Here is a 20,797-nt window from a genome sequence, read left to right as displayed (position 1 = left end):
CTAGGCCGGCACGACCTCGCCCGTGCGCGCATCCCGTAGCTCCACCTGCATGAGCCTGCCCGCATCCACCCTCGCGGTCAGGTAGGTCACCCGCGGCTGGCGGCGCCGGTCGGTGGGGGAGCCAGGGTTGAGCAGGCGAAGACCGTTCGGGGTGACCGTGTCCCACGGGATGTGGCTGTGGCCGAAGACCAGGACGTCGGCGTCGGGGAAGACCGTGTCCATGCGGCGCTCGCGGCCCGCCTTCTGCCCGGTCTCGTGCGTCATCGCGAACCGGACGCCGTCGAGCTCGACCTGCGCGACTTCGGGGAGGCGCTCCCTGAGCTCCGGCCCATCGTTGTTGCCCCAGACGCCGACGACCCGGCGTGCCCGGGCTTCGAGCTCGTCGAGCGTCGCGAGGTCGACCCAGTCGCCCGCGTGGAACACGACATCCGCTCGCTCGATCGCCCTCCACAGCGCGTCGGGGAGGACCTTGGCGCGCTTCGGCAGATGAGTGTCGGCGATGAGCACGAGGTCGAGGGGCATGCACTCATGCTCCCAGGCGAAGCAGGACGCGCGCCTCCTGGGGGAAAACCCCCGCTGAGATGTGAGGGATGCTCCGTGTTGCCGCGCGACGCGCGACCATAGCGTTGTGGACATGAAGAACAACGTCAGGCAGCTGAGTCTCACCTCGCTGCACCTCGCCGCCGGTGGCGTCATCGCGCCGCTCCTGCTCTCACTCCTGTTCGGCCTCCTCGGCCTCGGCGTCGGACTCCTCTTCGTGCTGGGCGTCGGCGTCATCGTCCTCGCGGGCCTCGCCTTCGCGTTCCGTGGCATCTCGGCCTTCGAGCGTCGCCGCGTCGCCGCCCTGTACGACCGTCCGCTCGACGACTCCGGGATGCGCCGCTCGCGTCGCCGCGACGGGTGGCGGTTCGTGCTCACCCCGCTGGTCCAGTTCGCGGACGGGGCCAACTGGAAGGCCATGCTGCACCTCGTGATCGTCGCCGTCCTCGGCACGCTGACCCTCGGGTCGCTGCAGCTCGGCGTCTCGGGCGTCTTCGCGCTCTTCTCCCCGCTGCAGAACCGGGAGACGCTGAGCGTGTGGGGCATGGACTTCGCCGTCACGCCGTTCGTGGGGGTCCTCATCGGCATCGGGATGCTGCTCGTCGCCGTCGCCCTCATCGTCGCGTTCGCCTACGTGCAGCGCGCCGCATCCATCAGCCTCCTCTCCCGCGACCGGGAGCAGCAGCTGGAGGAGGAGGTGCGAGACGCCGGTCGCCGCCGCACGGTTGCTGTTCGTGGCGCCGCCACGGAGCGCGACCGCATCGAGCGCGACCTGCACGACAGCGTGCAGCCTCGCCTCGTCTCGATCGGCATGACGCTCGGCATGGCCAAGACGAAGCTCGACTCCGACCCGTCCCGTGCGGCGGAGCTCATCGACGAGGCGCACGCCTCCACGAAGGAGGCCGTGACGGAGCTGCGCCAGCTGGCCCGCGGCTTCCAGCCGGCTGTGCTCACCGACCGTGGGCTCGACGCGGCGCTCTCTGGCCTCGCAGCGCGCTCCCACATCCCGGTCGTGCTCGACGCGCAGCTGCCTGGGCGTTGCTCGAAGGATGCGGAGGCCGCCGTGTACTTCGCCGTCGCCGAATCGCTCGGCAACGCGGCGAAGCACTCGGGTGCTTCGGAGATCTCGGTGCAGGTCCGCATGCGCGGCTCGATGCTGTGGGCTCGCATCCAGGACGACGGCCGGGGCGGCGCGCGGCTCATCCCCGGTGGCGGGCTCGACGGCGTGACCGACCGCATCGAGGCGGCAGGCGGCGGGATCACGATCTCCAGCCCACCGGAAGGACCGACGACGATCGAGGTGAGCGTGCCATGCGGATCCTGATCTGCGAAGACTCCGCGCTCCTGCGGGAGGGCATCGCCCGCCTGCTCGAGGACGCCGGTCACACGATGGTCGGCATCTTGGCCGACGACGGGCGCCTCGATCGGCTCGTCGCCGACACGAACCCCGATCTCGTGATCCTCGATGTCCGCCTCCCGCCCGGGTTCACCGACGAGGGCATCCGCGCGGCGCTTCGGCTTCGCGGCACCGACCCAGGCCTGGCCGTCCTGGTGCTCTCGCAGTACGTCGAGGAGCGCTACGCCTCTGAGCTCATCTCGAGCTCGCGCGGCGGGCTCGGCTACCTCCTGAAGGACCGGGTCGCCGACGTCGAGCAGTTCCTCGCCGGCGTCGACAACGTCGCGGCTGGCGGCACGGTGCTCGACTCGGAGGTCGTCGCGCAGCTGCTCGCCAGGAAGACGAGGGATGCGCGCTTCGAGCGGCTCACGCCGCGCGAGTCGGAAGTGCTCGGGCTCATGGCCGAGGGCCGTTCCAATCACGCGATCGCCGAGGCGCTCCACGTGAGCGCCGGGAGCGTCGAGAAGCACATCTCGGCGGTCTTCCAGAAGCTCGAGCTCGACCAGGGCGACGGCGGCAACCGGCGCGTGCTGGCCGTGCTCGCGCACCTCGACGGGCAGGGGCACACGCCCCGTCCGACCCCACAGACACCCCTCGATGGACAGGGCCACGCGGCCCGATTCCCGAACGGAGAACTCCGATGACCACGCCAACGCTCGAACCGGACACGCGCCCAGAGGCCCAGGGTGACAGCACGAAGCGCTTCGGCTGGATCACGATCACCGTCGCCATCGTGGGCGGGATGGTGGTCGCCGGCACGCTGACCAGTGCCGTCTTCGGCAACCTCCGCGACGTCATGCGCGACGAGACGACCATCACGGAGTCGGTCGCGGGCGTGTCCTCGCTGCGCGTCGACGTCGACTCCGTTGGCATCGAGATCGAGTTCGGCGACGTCTCCGAGGCGCAGCTCGCGGTGGAGACGAAGGGCTTCAAGCAGCCCGGCGACTGGCAGCTCACGACCGAGGGCGGCGAGCTGGCCGTCGAGCGGGCGGGTGGCCGCAGCGGCGGCCCCTTCGGCGACGAAGAGCTCTCGTTGACGCTGCCGAGGACGTTGGCGGGGGAGGACCTGGATGCTCAGATCACCGTCAGCTCCGGTGCCGCGAGCATCGAGGGGGACTTCGGCGATCTCGTCATCGAGACGAACTCGGGCGCGAGCAACTTCGAGGGCTCCGCCGCGAACCTCACGGTGAGCACGGGGTCCGGCGCCTCGAACATCGAGGCGGAGGTCTCCGGGGACGTGGTGCTTTCCGCCAACTCGGGTGCTCTCAACGCCGTCTTCACCGGACCCGCGCCGAAGGGCACTGACATCTCGCTCGAATCGGGCTTCGGCAGCGTCGCGCTGCCGGACGGCGCCTACAAGGTCGAGTCGAACCTCAGCGAGTCTGGGGCGGCGAACGTCAACGTCCGGCAGTCAGACGACGCGGAGGGTACGCTCTCCGTCTCGGTCGGTTCCGGCTTCCTGACGGTCGAGTAGGGCAAGGCCGCACCTCACCACTCCCCGGGCACCCGGTTCAGCTCAGCGCACCTCGAGGCTCCTCTGGGCCTCGAGGAGGGCGCGGCTGGCCGGGTGCTTCGGCGCGGCGAAGAGCTCGGCGACGGGTGCGGTCTCGACCAGCTCGCCCTCGCTCATCACGGCGACGCGATCGGAGAGCTGCGCCACGACCGCGAGGTCGTGCGAGATGAAGAGGCACGCGAGGCCGAGGTCGTCGACGAGCCGCTGGATGAGCGCGAGCACCTGCGCCTGCACCGTCACATCGAGCGACGACACCGGTTCGTCGCACAGCAGCACGTCTGGCTCGGGGGCGAGGGCGCGCGCGATGGCCACTCGCTGCCGCTGCCCGCCGCTCAGATGGAGCGGGCGAAGTCCCGCGATCGAGGCGTCGAGCCCGACCTGCTCGAGTGCGGCCTCGATGGCCGCCCGGTTCGTGCGCACCGATCTCGACCTGCCCGCGGTGATCGCATCCGCGAGGATCTCGCCCACCGTGCGCCGCGGGTCGAAGCTCGACAGCGCATCCTGCGGCACGTAGCCCAGTCGCGGCCGACGCGGCCTGCGACGGCGCTCCGGTGCCGGGTTCCAGGGCTCGCCGAGGAAGGTGACCGACCCCGCGTCCGGCTGTTCAAGGCCGAGCGCGATGCGGGCGAGCGTCGACTTGCCTGAGCCAGAGCTGCCGACGATGCCGAGCGTCTCCCCACGGCCGAGGATGAACGAGGCCCCGCGCACGGCGTGCACCGGCGAGGCCCCGAGGGTGCGGAAGGTTCTGGACACGGCCCGCACGTCGACGAGCGGCGCAGCGGCCCCGGCTGCAGAGGCGGCCGACGCATGGTCGGAGGAGTCGACCGTTGGCTTCGGCTGCGCTGCCAGGAGCGTGCGGGTGATGCGGTGCTGGGGCGCGCGGAAGAGCGGCTCGGTCGGCGCCGTCTCGACGACGAGGCCCTCGCTCATGACGGCGACCCGGTCGGCGAGGCGCTGCACGACGCCGAGGTCGTGCGTGATGAAGAGCATCGTCATGCCGTCTGCCTTGAGCGCGTTGAACAGCCCGATGAGCTGCGCCTGCACCGCCTGATCGACCGAGCTCGTGGGCTCGTCGGCGATGAGCAGCGCCGGGTCTCCGGCGAGGGCGGCCGCGATCAGCACGCGCTGTCGCTGGCCGCCGGAGAGCTGCCCGCTCCGGCGTCGGGCGATCGACGCGGGCTCCTCGATGCCGACGCGGTCGAGGAGTTCGAGCACGCGCTGCCGCCGTGCCGCTCGCCCGAGGTCGGTGTGCAGCCGCAGCGCGTCGTCGACCTCCCGCCAGACCGGGCGGAGCGGGTCGAGCGCGACCAGCGCATCCTGGTGGACAAGTCCGATGCGGCCCCCGCGGATGGATTGCCACGCCCCGTCGGAAGTCCTCGCCGGCAGCTCTTCGCCGTCGAGTCGCAGGGCTCCGGCCTGCACGCGAGCGCCGTCCCCGCTCAACCCCAGCAGGGAACGCGCCGTCACGGACTTCCCGGAGCCTGACTCGCCGACCAGCGCCAGGCACTCGCCACGCCGCACCTCGAACGAGACCCCGCGGACGGCCTCGAAGTCGCCGAACGAGACCTGCAGCTCACTCGCCTCGACGACGAGCCCCGCATCCCCCGCACCCGCCGCGTTCACGTCGCCCTCACCGGGGTCGCGCTCGCTCACGACGCCTGCCTTATGCGCTGCTGCATGATGCGGCCGAGCATCGTCGCCGTGACCGCGGCGCCGACGATCGCGGTGCCGGGGAAGATCGTGAGCCACCAGCTGCCCGTGGGCAGGTAGAGGCGCCCAGCTGAGAGCATCGAACCCCATTCCGGGCTGGGCGGGGGTTCGCCGAGGCCCAGGTAGCTGAGGGCCGCCGCCCAGACGATCGCCTGCCCGAGCCCGAGGGTTGCGAGTGAGAAGAGCGGCCACGCGACGTTCGGCAGAAGCGTGCGCGTGAACGTGTGCCAGCGCGAGCGGCCGAGCACGAGGTCGGCCTCGACGTACGTGCTCGCGCGCACCCGGAGCACCTGCGAGCGGATGAGCCTCGCGTATCCGGGTGCCGTCGAGAGGCCGACGGCGATCGTCGTCGTCACCACCCCGGGGCCTGCCAGCACGATGAGCAGGAGGGCGAGGAGGATGCCGGGGAACGCGAAGAACACCTCCACGATGCGGGTCGTGCCGAAGTCGAGCCATGTTGGCCCGAGGCCGGCCGCGAGCCCGAACACGGCGCCGAGCGCGAGGCCGATGGCGGTCGCGAGCGCGCCGATCGTCAGCGAGGATGCCGCACCGTGCACCACTCGCGTGTAGACGCCGCGACCCGACTCGTCGGTGCCGAACGGATGCTCGGGGCTCGGCGGCGAGAACGCGTCGGCCGGGTTCACGGCAAGCGGGTTGCCCGGCGCGAGGAGCTGGGGGAAGACGGCGGCGAGCACGTAGACGGCGGCGACCCCGAGCCAGACCGCGAGCCACACGCCGCGCCGAGAGCCCGCGCCGGCGCGCCCGGAGCGACGCCTACCTGAACCCGCACGTGCATCCCGGACCGCCGCGGCCTCGAGACTCATGCGCGCACCCCGATCCGCTCGCGCGACCCGGCCCGGTCACGCGCCCGCGGATCGATGAGGGGCTCGACCAAGTCGGTCAGCACCGTGACGAGCATGTAGGCGGCCGCGACGACGATGAGCACGCCGATGACGTACGGCACGTCGCGCGCGCCGACGGCATCCAGCAGCGAGCGGCCGAGCCCTGGCCGCGCGAAGATCGTCTCGACGACCACCGCGCCGGAGACCAGCGAGCCGAGCGCCCAGCCGCTGAGACCGACCGCGGGGATCGCAGCGTGGCGCAGGACGTGCCGCCAGAAGATCCCGCTTCGGCCTTCCCCCCGCGCACGCGCCGCGAGCACGAACGGCGACTCGAGGGCGTCGAGCATCTGCTCGCGCATGACCTGCCCGAGGTAGCCGGCGAGGGGGAGGGCCAGGGTGACGCTCGGAAGGATGAGGCCCGAGAACCCGGGGCCGGACACGGCGACCGGAAGCCCGAGCATTCCGGCGAAGATCAGCACCAGCACGGCGGCCAGCCAGAAGTGGGGAACGGCGGCGGCGACGACCTCGAGCGTCGAGGCGATGCCCCACGCGAGGCGACCGCCGCCGGTCGACCACCAGGCGACCGTGAGCGCGATGAGCCAGGCGAGCAGCAGCGAGAAGCCGGCCAGGGCGAGGGTACCTGGCAGCTGCTCGCCGATGAGGTCCGCGACGCTCTCGCGCTGCGCGTAGCTGAAACCGAGGTCGCCCGTGGCAGTGCGCCAGAGCTGCGAGAGGTACTGGAGGAAGAGCGGCTGGTCGAGCCCATTGTCTGTCCGCGCCTGCGCGACCGCCTCCGCGCTGGCGTTCGAACCCGGCCCGCCGAGGATCGCGAGCACCGGGTCACCGGGCACGGCGCGGACCGCGAAGAACGTGACGGTGATGACCGCCCACAGCACGAAGACGACGCCGCCGAGACGGAGGAGGATGCGCGGAACCAGCGGCACCAGTCGTGCCGCGCGAGACCGCGCATCCGTCGTCACTCGTCGATTGTCTCGTGTGCCCCGCTCGCCTGTCGTCCCGCTACTCGATGGTGACGTTCACGAGCGACGGCACGTTGACGTTCGGCTGGAGCCGGAAGCCGTGCACGTTGTCGCCGTACGCGAACTGCACGGTCTGGTCGTAGAGCGGGATGACGGTGCCGCTGTCGATGATGAGCTGCTGGGCCTCGCCGTACAGGCGCTCGCGCTCGGCATCGTCGGTCGTTTTGACGGCGGCCTCGAGGGCCTCGTCGAGTTCGGGCAGCGAGAGCCCAGTGTTGTTGGCGTGATACCCGCTCGGGGCGGGGGTGATGCTGTCGGTCGAGTAGACGATGCGGAGCACGTCGGCCGAGTTCTTCGAGTACGGCGCGACGATGGCGTCGAACTCCCACGTGCCGCTGCGCTCGTACCAGGTCGACAGGTCGAGCAGCTCGAGCTGGACGTCGAAGCCCACCTCGGCGCTTGTCGCCTTGATCTGCTCGAGCACCGAGATCTCGGCGGGGATCGACTGGTTCGTGGAGACGGGGAACGCCACCTCGAGGCGCTTGCCGTCCTTGGTGCGCACGCCGTCGGCGTCGCGTGCCGTCCAGCCTGCCTCATCGAGGAGGGTGGATGCGCGACCGGCGTCGAACCCGAACGCGTCGGGGTGGGAGGTGGCGAACGGCGTGGCGCTCGAGAGCACTGACGTCGAGCGCTCGAGGGTGCCGAAGTAGAGCGACTCCACGGCGGCGTCGATGTCGGCTGAGGCTGCGAACGCCTCACGCACCTTGGGGTCGTCGAACGGCGCGCGGGTCGTGTTCAGCTCGATGCGAGCGGTCACGCCCGGGCGCGCTCCGATGAGCGTCTCTTCGGTGCCGTTCGCCTGGAACTGCGAGAGCGCATCCGGCTGCACGGAGTCGATGATGTCTGCCTGGCCGGACTGCAGGGCTGCGAGGCGGGTGGCCGCATCTGGGATGAACTTCCACTCGATCGTGTCGACGGACGCTCCTGCCTGCCCCTCGGTCGTCACGCCGTCTTCCGGCGGTGTCGTGTGGTTCTGATTGCGGCTCAGCACGACCTGCGACTGCTTCTCCCACGACTCGACCTTGAACGCTCCCGTGCCGATGGGGGCGAGGCAGTTCGCGTCGGTACCTCGCTCGAGGCCGGCCGGGGACTCGATGGCGAGCCAGGTCTGCGCGAGCGATTCGACGAGGGCGCTGTCCGGTTCGCTGAGGTCGAAGCGCACCGTGTGCTCGTCGACGGCGACCGCCTCGGAGACCTTGCCGAGGGCGAGGATCGCCGTCGACGATGCGGTGTCCGGGTTCTTGATGTGCTCGACGTTGGCGACGACCGCGTCCGCATCGAACGGCGTGCCGTCGGTGAAGGTCACGCCTTCCTTGAGGGAGACGGTCCAGCTCAGCTGGTCGTCGGAGGGCTCGGCACCGGTCGCGAGCCACGGCACGATCTCACCGGCCTCGTCTTTCGAGAAGAGCGACTCGAGGAACTGGTTCGCGAGGATCGCCTGGGGCCAGTTCCCGCCGACGTGCGGGTCGAGGCAGGTCGGTTCGGCGTCGCCCGAGGCATATCGAAGGATTTCACCCTCGCCAGCGGTGCCGGTGTCGCTCGAACAGGCGGCAAGTGGCACGATGAGGGCTGCGGACAAGGCGAGGAGCGCGGCGGGCTTCGCGGAACGGCGGGTGACGGATTCTGACACTCGCAGAGTGTAACCGTGTTTATGGACACCATGCAGAAATGAGTCGGACATGACGGATCACGAGGAGCGGGCCGCGCGTCGAGGTCGACCCTCCGCGTCGAGTCGCGAGACCTTGGAAGAGGCCGCCCTCGAGCTGTTCCTCGAGCAGGGGTACGAGCAGACGAGCGCGAGCGACATCGCCCGCCGAGCGGGGGTCGCGCGAAGCTCCTTCTTCAACTACTTCACCGCCAAGGCCGACGTGCTGTGGGTCGGCCTCGACCCGCTGCTGGCCGGCATCCCCTCGCTCCTGGATGCGGCTGCCGCCGACCTTGCCGACGCTGGCGTCAGCGGTTCAGGTGGCGGGCTGGCCGAGTTGCGCCGGGTCCTCCTCGCCATCGCCGAGACGGTCAGCCCTGAGCACATCCCGTGGGCCGCGTCGCTTCGTGAGATGACCGGAACGGGTGAGGACCTCGCAGCCACCGGCTCCAAGCGCGCGCTCGTCCAGCAGGCGGCACTCAGGCGATACCTGTCGCGCACCGAACCTGCCCTCGACGAGCTGCAGCGGGCCGTCTGCGCGGGCGCGATCGTCGCAGCAGTGGTCGCCGCGGGCGACCGCTGGGTCGAGGCTGGCCCAGCCCGAGGCAGCCTGGCCGAGCTCGTCGACGAGGCGACGGCACCGATCCTGCGTAGCTACGCAGGCTAAGGATGTGGGTCGGCTTCGCATGTCGTACGCGCCTGTGCTGCTCACTCGAGGCGCGGATGGGTGTGGTTCGCTCGTAGTCTATATGTTCTAAGAATGTAGAAAATGCCTGGTCTCAGCATTGATCTGACTCGTGCGAAGAGGTATGCTGGTGGTGATCCCGGGGGGAGGTCATCATGGTCTTCGAAGTCCAGAGTCTCAGTGCAGAGTGCGCTTCTGCGTCGCGCCGTGCGCGTGCGGAGCCGTTGACGGCGACGGCCGAGTCGCGAGCGCGGGTCATGGCCGAGTCGGCGGTGGTGGATGCGCTGGTCGCGTCACCCGGTCAAGTCGGGGGCTTGCTTGCGGCGGAGATCCCGGTTGTGATCAGCGAGCTCGCAGGGCGTCGGCGCGCTTTGGATGCGGCGCTCGTGGAGGTCGCCGGGGAAGCGCTGCGACGTGACGAGGAGTCGTCGGTGCCGGACTCGCTCGCGCGAGCGGCCGGGTTCTCGTCGCTCGCAGAGCTGCTGCAGCATCTGCTTGGCGTGGAGATGCGAGACGCGCGAATGCTCGTCGAGCTCGCCGAAGCGACCCGCTCGGGCCGGTCGCTCACTGGAGAACCGCTGCTGCCCGCACGTCCAGCGGTTGCCGGAGCGCTAGCCACGGCGCGCGTTTCGGTTGCACAGGCGTTCATGATCGTGAAGGGGTTGAAGGCCGCCGCAGTTCGGGCTGAACCAGCGCACGTCGACGCTGCGGAGACGGAGCTCGTTGCGTCAGCGCAAGGTGTGACTCCAGCCAGCGCTGACCCTGATGGCATCGGTTGTGAGGGCGCCGACCTGCAAGCCGCGGTGCCGGCGACGCCGGAGGAACTGCGCGTGCAGGCGTCCGCGTGGGTTGCGTTCCTCGATCCGGACGGGGCGGAACCGCGCGCGGAGGCGATCGCGCGCAAGCGCGGTCTGTGGGTTCGGCAGGCCGCGGACGGAACGGTGCGGGGTCGCTTTGTCGCCACTCCCGAGCAGGGCGAGCTGCTCGTGAAGACGCTCGAGACCCTCACCTCGCCTCGCCGCACGGTTGAATGCGAGCCGACCCGCAGCCCAGGGCTCGGAGAGACGACCGCCACCGATGATCCCGGCGAGCCTGAAGAGGTGGGCGCGGGTGGTCTGGACGCCGACGACGGGCAAGGCGGCGGCATGGACGCGGCCGAGGTCGACCTCGCACATCCGGACGAGCGAATAACGGACCGGCGCACGCTGCCGCAGCAGCGCGTCGACGCTCTCGGCGAGGTCTTCGCACGCTACGCCGAGTCCGCTCACGCACCCCGCGCGGGCGGGGAAGCGCCCACCGTTGTGATCGTCACCACCCGGGCCGGCGCGAGCGCGGAAGCGACCCGGCCTGCCGATGTGCCGCACCTTGAGCGCAGCGGCACTGCAGTGCCTCCAAGCCTCGTCGCGAAGACCCTCTGCGATGGGTTCGTGCAGACGGCGATCGTCGGCAGCAACGGGGAGATCCTGAAACTAGGACGCCGACAGCGGCTGTACAGCCGCGGGCAACGCCGCGCTCTCGCCGTCCGAGACCAGGGGTGCATCACCCCTGGCTGCTGGAAACCCGTCGGCATGTGCGAAGCGCACCACACCAGCAGGTGGGTCGACGGCGGCCTCACCGACACCGATGACGGCGTCCTCCTGTGCAGCCTGCACCACCACATGGCCCACAGCGGAGAACTCGAACTCGTGAGGGACCACGGCAAGCGGTGGCGAGTCCTCCGCCCCGGTTGGCAGTACCGACTCCTCACCCGCAAGCGATACCGAGAAGTCAAGTCGAGGTGTTGAATCTGGCCGAACGGCCGCTCGGAGCGCCTAGCTCGTCTGCAGTTCGCAGCTCGCAGCTCGCAGTACGCGGTCAGCGACGACAGGGCCGACTCGGCCTCGCCGAGCCGGGTTCTCGTCGCGATTCGCGAAACCGTGCGGCCCGGGCATATCTCGTGGGTGGTCTCACACTTCTAGAGGTGACGGGCGCCGAAGACGACCAGGGTGCCACGGGGACGAGGTCGTGGATGCTGGTGTGGCAAGCAGGTCTCTACCGCCACCTCGCGTAAACCGAATCCCGTCTGGGTGCGCTGTGGCGCGCCGTCTACGCGGGAGCTCTCGTTGCGGCGGACCTCGCCTAGATCGAGGCGAGGCACAACCCGAGGTGGGTGCGCCGGAGGCGTAGACGAGGGCAAGGCGCCGATCCTTCGCAAGACATTTCCTTTAATGCCTGCGTGGACAAGGCTTATATGACCCGGTAATACGGCATATAGGGAATCTACCCGAAAGTGTCCACGATGTGCCACGATGTGCCAAGATGTCGGAAAGATTTCGCGGCACATTGGGGGCAGCGTGGGAGAGTCAAGAGTTGACGCGGTCGAGGCAAAGGTTGCCACGCTTCTAACATTCGATGAACTCGCGGAGGTTGCGCGCGAGAAAGCCGAACGGGCCACCGCGGGCCGAGAGTCATGGGACAAGCTCATTCATGTGATCGAGCAGCTGAAGAGTGCTTTCTCGGCTGGTGAAGGGTGGATTTCGTCGGACTCGGCCTGGTCGCTTGTCGGTGTCTCTGTCCTGGGATTCCGCGGCATACAAAATTCCAAGCCTCTCGACGTTCAGTTCAGTCAAGAACCCGGCGTCACCGTCCTACACGGCCTGAATGGCGCCGGTAAATCAAGCTTCAGTGACGCCGTCATGCTGGCCCTAGCTGGCGAGGGTCTTCTCGAAAAGCCGAAGGGTGGTGGGGCTGCTCCGCTGTGGTCACCAGTGAGGCTCGCGAAGGGTGTTCAGCGTGCCGCACTCGCCCTTACCCTCGTAGACGCAGGCACAGGGAATCGGTTGGCCATCTCGTGCACTCTCGGTGCGCACGGGACGATCGAGCGGCGAGTCGGGATCCTGACGGAGTCTGGTGGGTCGGCACGGGAGGTGGACCTCGACGGTGCCTGGCGGGAGTATGTACTGGGCCATTCGCCTGTCTTCGCGTACGCGGAACTCGAGCGTCGCGTCCAGACAAGCAAAGACTTGGCCAATTACTTTGAGACACTGCTGGCGCTTGGGCCCAGCTTCGCGGCGCTGGATGCCGAAATTGTCAAGGCTAGAGCTGGTGCGGAACTGGCTAAACAAGCGTGGACGGAGGCCCGCGACCAGGCGCTTGCCGCCATTGAGCGTGTCGATCAAGCCCGTCAGCGCGCCAACCCTGGTCTCACGGTTCACGCGGTTCTGGTGCCGGATCTCGTGGCGGAGCCTGATTCGTGGTTGAGTGCTTCGGGATTAAACCAAATTGGGACCGTCTTTGATCGTTCGATTCCAGAGTCGATACTTTCCGATATCCGTGGAATTGCAGACAAGGCCGAAAATTCCATCGTTCGTGCGCGCGACTCAGGCGACATTGCTTCGCAGCAGATGAATCAGGCGTTGGCAGAGCTTCTCGTGCAGGCTGGCGAACTAGAAGAGATCTCTCCACAATGCCCAGCTTGTAGCTCGAATGCTGATTGGTTTCACCAGCTCGCGCAAAATGTGCAGCTCAACGAAGCGCTTGCGAGTGTCGCGCGAGAACGTCAAACTTGTGTCGAGGCTCTCGTATCCGCAGTCCGCGATGAGCTTGCGCCGGCCCTCCTCGCTGCGCGGGCCATCCAGCTCTCGTTCGAACAGAAGGAATATCTGAGGCGACTGACTAAGTCTGCTGACGTGTTCCAGTCGTGGTCCCATAGTGCTGAGCCGGGCGCTCGTCTGCGCGCATTCGAAGCCGCGGAAGAACTTTGTCAGCGCCTTCGGGAAACGGAAAGTGAGAGCTTCTTCACCGCGGTCATCGTGCAAACCGAGGCCGCTCTGCAGTGGAAGATTGAGCGCGCATTGGCTGCGGCTGATTTCGAGAAGCTCTGGCGTCTGCAGGGCGCTGAAGCCTGCGAGGTTGGAACTTGGAAGGTGGTCGCCGGCCGTCTCTCGGACCTACGCGATGTCCTGCGCGCCCGGCGGAGTGACGCCCTGCGAGAGAGCACCGATCAGCGGGTCAACCAGATGCTCGGCGACTCGCACTTCAGTGTCGATTCGCTGACAGTAAAGACCACGAAGGCGACTCTGGTGCTCCGTGATGCCAGTGGGGAATCCGTGGAACTTGGAATGCTCAGCGCAGGGCAGCGCAATGCCGTCTTGCTCGCCCCGATGTTGGCTTCCATGAACTCGGGACCCTTCGGATTTTTGATCCTCGACGATCCCGTCCATGCTTTCGATGATCTACGTATCGATCGCCTTTCGCACGCCGTGGCCAGCCTCGCGTCCGAACGCCGAGTTGTAGTGCTCACGCATGATGCGCGCCTTAGAGAGCATCTTGCCGCGCGCAGCGCGAATTACGAGAGTCGCTTGGTTGAACGTAACCCTGTGAACGGTCACGTCCGCGTGGCGTCCAGCCAAAGTTCCTGGAATCAGCTACTTGATGATGCACACCATGCGCTCGTTTTGGGCCTCGAGGAAGCCGATCTCCTGGGCGGTGTTACGAACTTGGTACGAGCAAGTTGTCGAATGAGTCTGGACGCCGCGCTCCGAGAGTTTGTCGTGAGAAACTCCCTCGTCACTGGGCAAGATTATCGAACAGAGCAAATTCGACTCGACAAAGCCCCGACTACTGCTGCGCGGTTGGCGGTCGCGCGTAGCATGTGGAGTGGTTCCGGGGGAGCCAGGAACCCCTTCGATCGTGTGGAAAGCGAGTGCAAGCCTTATTTCGATGGCTGGAACAACGCGGCCCACGGGAAGACTGCCCTGGGTGACTTTGCTGTGGCCGAGGAGATCAAAGCTGCCCGAACGGCATGTAAAGAGATCACAAAGTTGCACGCGCACTCCGGGCAAACGTCGTGAATCTGGCTGCGGAACGCTACGTTGCGCTGTCCGATTCCTCGAGGCGCCTCGCCGTCCTGGCGCTTCGCTTGCGGCTCGAGGCGGTCGCGAGCGAAGCCAGCAGAGAGATATCAATGGAAGGGCTTGCTCCGCAGCGCGTGGGAGACGTGAAAGCGCGTCTATTCTTTGTCCTCGATCCCTCCGGAGATGAGAGCGTCTTCTTAGCGCAGCTGCGTGTCGTTCATCTGGCGCGACATATTTATGGAATTAGTTCTGACGTTTTGCACGGAAGGTCGAGCATCGTGAACCTACCGCCATTCCTATTGGCCGAGTGGGAGGCCGCAGTGAGGGATTTGGAGGGAATCGCTCAACAAAAGGAGCGAGGGTCCGGCGCCTAGCTCGTCTGCAGCTCGCAGTACGCGGTCAGCGACGACAGCGCCGACTCGACCTCGCCGAGCTGGGTCAGGATGCTCGCGGCGGCCGCGAAACCGCCCTCGCCGTTCGCCAGCTCCCCGGCCGTCGCCTGCAGCTCCGTCACCTCGGTGACCAGCGTGTCCACATGCGTCTTGAGGTCAGGGTCGGTGACGCTCTCCTGCAGCGTCGTGAGGCTCGTGCCGATCGTCGAGAGCGTCGCGACGGCACCCGGGATGTCGCCCGGCACCTGCGTTGAGATGCTCTCGACGCTCGTCCGGATCGAGTCGATCTCCGCCTGCACGTCGGCGCACGTGCCACCGCCCTCCGCGGTTGTGCTCTCGGCGGACGCGGCCGCCGTTGGGGACGGAGTCGCGGCCCCTCCGCTGCCGGCCGCCGAGCATCCGGTGAGGGCGATCGCGGCGAAGGCGCAGATCGCTGCGAGCTTGGGCAGGCGGGAGGAAAGCATGGGTGGTCCGTTCGTTCTGAGGTGCTCGCTGCGAGGCGAGCATCGGCCAAGCGAGAGTACACAGCCTTCCAATGAGCGCGCCCCGCCCGTTTCACAGGTGTCGACTGGGCGCGTACCATGTTGGCAGCACGACTTTGATCCGCCCATCAGCGGGGAGTCCCCGGAAGAACGGCGAGCGAACCTCTCGAGGAGCACACGCCAAGTAGAACCGGGCGGGCGAGCCCGTCACAGCTCGGAACGAGTGGCGTGTGCCAACGGAAGCCTTTCCTCCAGCGGAAGAGTGTCCGGGGGAGCGCGCAATCGGGGTGGTACCGCGCCGCACGGCGTCCCTGAAGCAGACCAAGCACATCCACTTACTGCCAGGAGTTCCACCGCATGAGCTACCCGAAGGCCTCGTTCGGACCAGCCGCCGAGCCCGCCGGCTCGACCCCCGCCAGCTCGACGAGGGACAACGTCGCCGCCTCCCCGTCGTTCCCGCGCCTCGAAGAGCGCGTCCTCGACTTCTGGCGCGAAGACGGCACCTTCCAGGCGTCCATCGACCAGCGCGAGGGCGCTGAAGAATGGGTCTTCTACGACGGCCCACCCTTCGCCAACGGCCTCCCGCACTACGGGCACCTCCTCACCGGCTACGCCAAGGACGTCTTCCCCCGCTACTTCACGATGCGCGGCCGCCAGGTGCACCGCCGCTTCGGCTGGGACACGCACGGACTGCCCGCCGAGCTCGAGGCCATGCGCCAACTCGGCATCCAGTCGAAGGCCGAGATCGAGGCCATGGGCATCGACACCTTCAATGACGCCGCCCGCGAATCGGTGCTCAAGTACACGCGCGAGTGGCAGGAGTACGTGACCCGCCAGGCCCGCTGGGTCGACTTCGAGAACGACTACAAGACGCTCGACATCTCCTACATGGAGTCGGTGCTGTGGGCGTTCAAGAAGCTCTACGACGACGGCCTCGCCTACGAGGGCTTCCGCGTGCTCCCGTACTGCTGGAACGACGAGACGCCGCTCTCCAACCACGAGCTGCGCATGGACGACGACGTCTACCAGATGCGTCAGGACCAGACGGTCACGGTCACCTTCCCCCTCGAAGGTGAGCAGGCGGATGCGCTCGGCCTCGCCGGCGTGAAGGCGCTCGCGTGGACGACGACCCCGTGGACGCTCCCCACCAACCTGGCCCTGGCCGTCGGACCCGAGATCGACTATGCCGTCGTGCCCGCGGGACCGCTCGGCGCGGCCGACGGCACCGCCGCGGGCGAAGGATCCTTCCTGCTCGCCACGGCACGCGTCGCAGCGCACGCCAAGGAGCTCGGCTACGAAGCCGCAGAAGACGCGACGGCCGCGACGGCTCGCACCCTCAAGGGCGCCGAGCTCGCCGGCCTCCGCTACCAGCGGCTCTGGAACTTCTACGCCGACACCGAGACGTACGGCACCCAGAACGCGTGGCAGTTCCTGCTCGGCGACTACGTCACGACCAGCGACGGCACGGGCATCGTCCACCAGGCGCCCGCCTACGGTGAAGACGACAAGGTGCTCAGCGACGCCGCCGGCATCCCGACGATCCTCTCCGTCGACGAGGGCGGCAAGTTCCTCGCCGCCGTCGAGCCCGTCGCCGGCCTGCAGGTCTTCGACGCCAACAAGCCGCTCACGCAGCTCCTCAAGGCAGACGGCCGGCTCTTCAAGCAGGCCAGCTACGAGCACTCGTACCCGCACTGCTGGCGCTGCCGCAAGCCCCTCATCTACAAGGCCGTCTCGAGCTGGTTCGTGCGCGTCACGCAGTTCCGCGACGAGCTCGTCGAGCTGAACCAGCAGATCGACTGGGTGCCGGACAACGTCAAGGACGGTCAGTTCGGCAAGTGGCTCGAGGGAGCCCGCGACTGGTCGATCAGCCGCAACCGCTACTGGGGCAGCCCCATCCCAGTGTGGAAGAGCGACGACCCCAGCTACCCGCGAGTGGATGTCTACGGCTCGCTCGACGACATCGAGCGCGACTTCGGCGTGCGCCCCACCGACCTGCACCGCCCGTTCATCGACGAGCTCACAAGGCCCAACCCGGACGACCCGACGGGCGCATCCACGATGCGGCGCATCCCCGACGTGCTCGACGTGTGGTTCGACTCGGGGTCCATGCCCTACGCGCAGGTGCACTACCCGTTCGAGAACCGCGACTGGTTCGACTCGCACTCGCCCGCCGACTTCATCGTCGAGTACATCGGGCAGACGCGCGGCTGGTTCTACGTGATGCACGTGCTGTCGACGGCGCTCTTCCACCGCCCCGCCTTCAAGCGCGTCGTGAGCCACGGCATCGTCCTCGGCAACGACGGCCGCAAGATGTCGAAGAGCCTCCGCAACTACCCGGACGTGCAGGAGGTGTTCGACCGCGACGGCTCCGACGCCATGCGGTGGTTCCTCATGGCCAGCCCCGTGCTGCGCGGCGGCAACCTCATCGTCACTGAGGAGACCATCCGCGAGGGCGTCCGCCAGTTCCTGCTGCCCCTGTGGTCGACGTACTACTTCTTCACGACCTACGCCAACACTGCGGTCGGCTCGACCTCGGCCTACGAGGCGAGGTTCCGCACCGACTCGAGCGACGTGCTCGACCAGTACATCCTCGCGAAGCTCGGCGTGCTCGTCTCCGAGGTGCAGGCCGACCTCGAGGCGCTCGACTCGACGACCGCCGCCTCGCGCCTGCGCGACTTCGGCGACGTGCTCACCAACTGGTACGTGCGGCGCTCCCGCGACCGCTTCTGGCGAGGCGTGACCGACGACGCCACGAGCACCGAGGCGTTCGACACGCTCTACACGGTGCTCGAGACGCTCACCCGCGTCGCCGCCCCGCTGACGCCGCTCATCTCCGAGACCGTCTGGCGCGGGCTCACGGGCGGCCGCAGCGTGCACCTCACCGACTGGCCGGACGCCTCCGCCTTCCCGAGCGACCAGACGCTCGTCGACTCGATGGACGCGGTGCGTCGCGTCACCAGCTCCGCCCTGTCGCTGCGCAAGCAGGCCGGGCGACGCGTGCGCCTGCCGCTCGCGAGCCTCACCGTCGTCGCACCGAACACGGACGCGCTCGAGCCGTTCGCGGGCATCCTGCGCGACGAGCTCAACGTGAAGTCCGTCGAGTTCGAGCAGCTCGTCGACGAGTCGGAGGCCAAGTACGGCATCGACCGCGTCCTGCAGGTCAACGCGCGGGCCGCTGGTCCGCGCCTCGGCAAGCAGGTGCAGCTCGCGATCAAGGCGTCGAAGTCCGGCGACTGGAGCGAGGTCGACGGCGTCGTCACGGCAGGCGGCCTGCAGCTCGAGGCCGGCGAGTACGAGGTCAAGCTCGTCACCGCCGGAGAGAGCGAAGACCGCGCCATCACCCTGCTGCCAAGCGGTGGCATCCTCGTGCTCGACACGAACGTGAGCCCCGAGCTCGCCGCCGAGGGCCTCGCCCGCGACGTCGTGCGTGCCGTGCAGGACGCGCGCAAGGAGGCCGGACTCGAGGTCTCCGACCGCATCCGCCTCACCCTGCGTGCCGACGACGCGTCGGTCGGAGCCATTGAGACGCACCGGGAGCTCATCGCCGGCGAGACGCTCGCCGTCGAGTTCCAGGTGACCGGCGGACTCGCTGTCCCCGCAGACGCCGAGGCGAGCGCCGACACGTATGGTGCACTGGAGATCGACGTGGAGGTAGTGGCGTGAGCGAACGCGATCAGCAGGAATCCGGCGACTGGGACGACCAGCCCGACGGGAATGAGGGTGTCACGAATTCCGGCGACCTGGAGCTCCGGCCCGAGGACATCGCCGAGACGTTCATGCCAGCAGTCTCCGACGACGAGGACGAGGTCCTGACCGAGCGCGAGGAGGACGAGCGCCTCCTGCTCGAAGGAACGGACTGGGCCAGGGAGGGCGAGCGGGTCTTCGACGAGCTCATGGAGCGCGTGGGGGAGGCGGCTCCCGAGCCGCGCCTGCACGCCACGCGGCGCGCGGTCGAGCTGCTCGGCGACGTGCACACGGCCTACCCCGTCATCCACCTCACGGGCACCAACGGCAAGAGCTCGACGGCACGCATCATCGAGACGGTGCTACGTGCCCACGGCCTGCGCACCGGCCTCCTGACGAGCCCGCACCTCGAGCGCCTCAACGAGCGCATCGCCGTCGACGGGAGCCCCATCAGCGACGAGCGACTCGTCGCGAACTGGGAGGACATCACCCCGTTCCTCTCGATCGTGGATGCGGAGCTCGAGGCCGCCGGCGAGCCGCGCCTCACGTTCTTCGAGGCGCTCACCGTGCTGGCCTACGCGTGCTTCGCGGACGCGCCCGTCGACGTGGCGGTCGTCGAGGTCGGGATGGGCGGCGAGTGGGACTCCACGAACGTCGCCGACGGCGAGGTGGCGGTCTTCACGCCCATCGCGCTGGACCACACGCAGCGGCTCGGCCGAACCCTCGACGAGATCGCGCGCACGAAGGCGGGCATCATCAAGCCGGCCGCACGTGTCGTCACCGCCGAGCAGCAGCCAGAGGTGCTCGCCGAGATCACGCGGGCCGCGGGCATCTCCGAGGCCCAGGTCTTCGCCGAGCCCACCGACTTCGCGGTCACCGACAACCAGCTCGCGGTCGGCGGTCGGCTCATCACCGTGCGCGGCATCGCGGGCAGGTACGCGGACCTCCTCCTGCCGCTCGACGGGGAGTACCAGGCCCACAACGCGGCCGTTGCTCTCGCAGCCGTCGAAGCCTTCTTCGGCGCGAACCGGAGCCTGAACGACGAGCTCGTCGAGGCCGCGTTCGGCGAGGTGACGTCCCCCGGCCGACTCGAGCGCATCGGCGTCACGCCCCCTATGCTCATCGACGCCGCCCACAATCCGCACGGCGCGGAGGCGCTCGCGCGAGCGGTGACCGAGTCGTTCGACTTCTCGCGGGTCGTCGTGGTCCTCGGCGTGCTCGAGGACAAGGACGCCGCCGGGATCATCCGGGCGTTGCAGCCCATCGCCGAGCGTTTCGTGGTCACGCAGTCCGACTCGGTGCGCGCCATCGACGCTGAAACGCTCGGCGACATCGTTCGCGACGTCACGGGCAGCGAACCCGAGGTGCTCGAGCGTGCTGAGGACGCCATCGAACGCGCCCGCGAGGTCGCTCTCGACCTCCTCGCAGAAGGCGCGGACGAGGGCAAGAACGCGGCAGTTCTCGTCACAGGCTCCGTGACGCTCATCGGCACGGCACTCACCCTGTCGCGCGACGAAGGCTGGGCGCAGGAGTCGTGAGTCCGCGGAACCGAACCCGAGTCCCTCGCCAGCGCAGCATTCGCGAGGTCATCGGCTCCATCTTCCTGGGTTTCGAGCTCTTCGTCGTCTTCCTGGGCACACTCCTCATCTTCGGGATGCGGGTGCTCGACCCCGTCCCTGCATTCGTGCTCGGGGCGGCCTTCGCCGTGCTGATCCTCGTGACGATCAGATTCCTCCGCCACGAGTGGGGGATCTGGCTCGGATGGGCGGTGCAGGTGCTGCTCGTCGCCGCCGGCTTCCTCCACCCCGGTATGTTCGTCGTCGGGGCGCTGTTCCTCGCCTCCTGGACGTACTTCATGTGGAAGGGCGGCCAGATCGACCGACAGCGTGCCCCGATCATCGCCGAGTACAACCGTCGCCTCGCGGCTGGGGAGATCGGCATCGACGGACAGCCCATCGACCAGACCGACACACCGAGCAGCTGACGCAGGCTCACATCCACCGACCCGGCCCTCACGGGCAGACCACCACGAC

General features: G+C 68.3%; 15 protein-coding genes. 9 read left to right on the top strand and 6 right to left on the bottom strand.

What is annotated here, in order from left to right; translation table 11 throughout:
• Positions 1-522: a metallophosphoesterase gene (locus C5C17_RS09135; RefSeq protein WP_104253080.1), complete on the bottom strand. Its 522-nt coding sequence runs from the start codon at positions 520-522 to the stop codon at positions 1-3.
• A gap of 112 nt (positions 523-634) precedes the next feature.
• On the opposite strand from C5C17_RS09135, the gene C5C17_RS09130 reads away from it, so the two are divergent.
• The 3 genes from C5C17_RS09130 to C5C17_RS09120 are packed head-to-tail and all read left to right on the top strand — an operon-like array spanning position 635 to position 3,410.
• A complete protein-coding gene (locus C5C17_RS09130; protein ID WP_104253217.1) occupies positions 635-1,864 on the top strand; it encodes a sensor histidine kinase in 1,230 nt (409 codons plus the stop codon).
• Positions 1,852-2,580, top strand: coding sequence for a response regulator transcription factor (locus C5C17_RS09125; RefSeq protein WP_104253079.1), 729 nt, complete (start codon positions 1,852-1,854; stop codon positions 2,578-2,580). The genes C5C17_RS09130 and C5C17_RS09125 overlap by 13 nt, the downstream gene beginning before the upstream one ends.
• Positions 2,577-3,410 (top strand): DUF4097 family beta strand repeat-containing protein, encoded by an 834-nt coding sequence (locus C5C17_RS09120; RefSeq protein ID WP_104253078.1) that lies wholly within the window; start codon positions 2,577-2,579, stop codon positions 3,408-3,410. Before C5C17_RS09125 ends, C5C17_RS09120 begins: the two co-directional genes overlap by 4 nt.
• Before the next feature lie 42 nt (positions 3,411-3,452).
• On the opposite strand, the gene nikE is transcribed toward C5C17_RS09120, so the two are convergent.
• From nikE to C5C17_RS09100, 4 genes are read right to left on the bottom strand one after another with little or no spacing between them, the layout of a single operon-like run.
• Positions 3,453-5,102: an ABC transporter ATP-binding protein gene (nikE, locus tag C5C17_RS09115; protein ID WP_258066113.1), complete on the bottom strand. Its 1,650-nt coding sequence runs from the start codon at positions 5,100-5,102 to the stop codon at positions 3,453-3,455.
• Positions 5,099-5,983, bottom strand: coding sequence for an ABC transporter permease (locus C5C17_RS09110; protein ID WP_104253077.1), 885 nt, complete (start codon positions 5,981-5,983; stop codon positions 5,099-5,101). The genes nikE and C5C17_RS09110 overlap by 4 nt, the downstream gene beginning before the upstream one ends.
• A complete protein-coding gene (locus tag C5C17_RS09105; RefSeq protein WP_258066112.1) occupies positions 5,980-6,981 on the bottom strand; it encodes an ABC transporter permease in 1,002 nt (333 codons plus the stop codon). The genes C5C17_RS09110 and C5C17_RS09105 overlap by 4 nt, the downstream gene beginning before the upstream one ends.
• Positions 6,982-7,021: 40 nt before the next feature.
• Positions 7,022-8,671 (bottom strand): ABC transporter substrate-binding protein, encoded by a 1,650-nt coding sequence (locus C5C17_RS09100; RefSeq protein WP_258066111.1) that lies wholly within the window; start codon positions 8,669-8,671, stop codon positions 7,022-7,024.
• A gap of 49 nt (positions 8,672-8,720) precedes the next feature.
• Between C5C17_RS09100 and C5C17_RS09095 the strand changes: the two genes are divergently transcribed.
• The 3 genes from C5C17_RS09095 to C5C17_RS09085 all read left to right on the top strand — a co-directional run bounded on the left by C5C17_RS09095 (position 8,721) and on the right by C5C17_RS09085 (position 14,203).
• Positions 8,721-9,353 (top strand): helix-turn-helix domain-containing protein, encoded by a 633-nt coding sequence (locus C5C17_RS09095; protein WP_104253075.1) that lies wholly within the window; start codon positions 8,721-8,723, stop codon positions 9,351-9,353.
• Between the two features lie 173 nt (positions 9,354-9,526).
• A complete protein-coding gene (locus C5C17_RS09090) occupies positions 9,527-11,155 on the top strand; it encodes an HNH endonuclease signature motif containing protein (protein ID WP_104253074.1) in 1,629 nt (542 codons plus the stop codon).
• A gap of 504 nt (positions 11,156-11,659) precedes the next feature.
• Complete coding sequence (locus C5C17_RS09085; protein ID WP_104253073.1) at positions 11,660-14,203, top strand: AAA family ATPase; 2,544 nt, start codon at positions 11,660-11,662, stop codon at positions 14,201-14,203.
• A 373-nt stretch (positions 14,204-14,576) separates the two neighbouring features.
• On the opposite strand, the gene C5C17_RS09075 is transcribed toward C5C17_RS09085, so the two are convergent.
• Positions 14,577-15,062 carry a hypothetical protein gene (locus tag C5C17_RS09075; RefSeq protein ID WP_104253071.1) on the bottom strand — a complete coding sequence of 162 codons (486 nt, stop codon included), beginning with the start codon at positions 15,060-15,062 and terminating at the stop codon, positions 14,577-14,579.
• 375 nt (positions 15,063-15,437) lie between these two features.
• On the opposite strand from C5C17_RS09075, the gene ileS reads away from it, so the two are divergent.
• The 3 genes from ileS (at position 15,438) to C5C17_RS09060 (ending at position 20,748) form a co-directional block, all read left to right on the top strand.
• Entirely contained in the window at positions 15,438-18,743 is a 3,306-nt protein-coding gene (gene ileS / locus C5C17_RS09070; RefSeq protein WP_104253070.1) for an isoleucine--tRNA ligase, read from the top strand.
• Positions 18,744-18,973: 230 nt separating this feature from the next.
• A complete protein-coding gene (locus C5C17_RS09065) occupies positions 18,974-20,302 on the top strand; it encodes a folylpolyglutamate synthase/dihydrofolate synthase family protein (RefSeq protein ID WP_258066151.1) in 1,329 nt (442 codons plus the stop codon).
• A complete protein-coding gene (locus C5C17_RS09060; protein WP_167516614.1) occupies positions 20,299-20,748 on the top strand; it encodes a DUF4233 domain-containing protein in 450 nt (149 codons plus the stop codon). Before C5C17_RS09065 ends, C5C17_RS09060 begins: the two co-directional genes overlap by 4 nt.
• The last annotated feature ends 49 nt before the right edge of the window (positions 20,749-20,797 follow it).

It is taken from the genome of Pseudoclavibacter sp. RFBA6, from assembly GCF_002931575.1.
GTDB classification, from domain to species: domain Bacteria; phylum Actinomycetota; class Actinomycetes; order Actinomycetales; family Microbacteriaceae; genus Pseudoclavibacter; species Pseudoclavibacter terrae.
The sequence above is the reverse complement of the archived record's forward strand: the minus strand, read 5'-3'. Positions and strand labels throughout refer to the sequence as shown.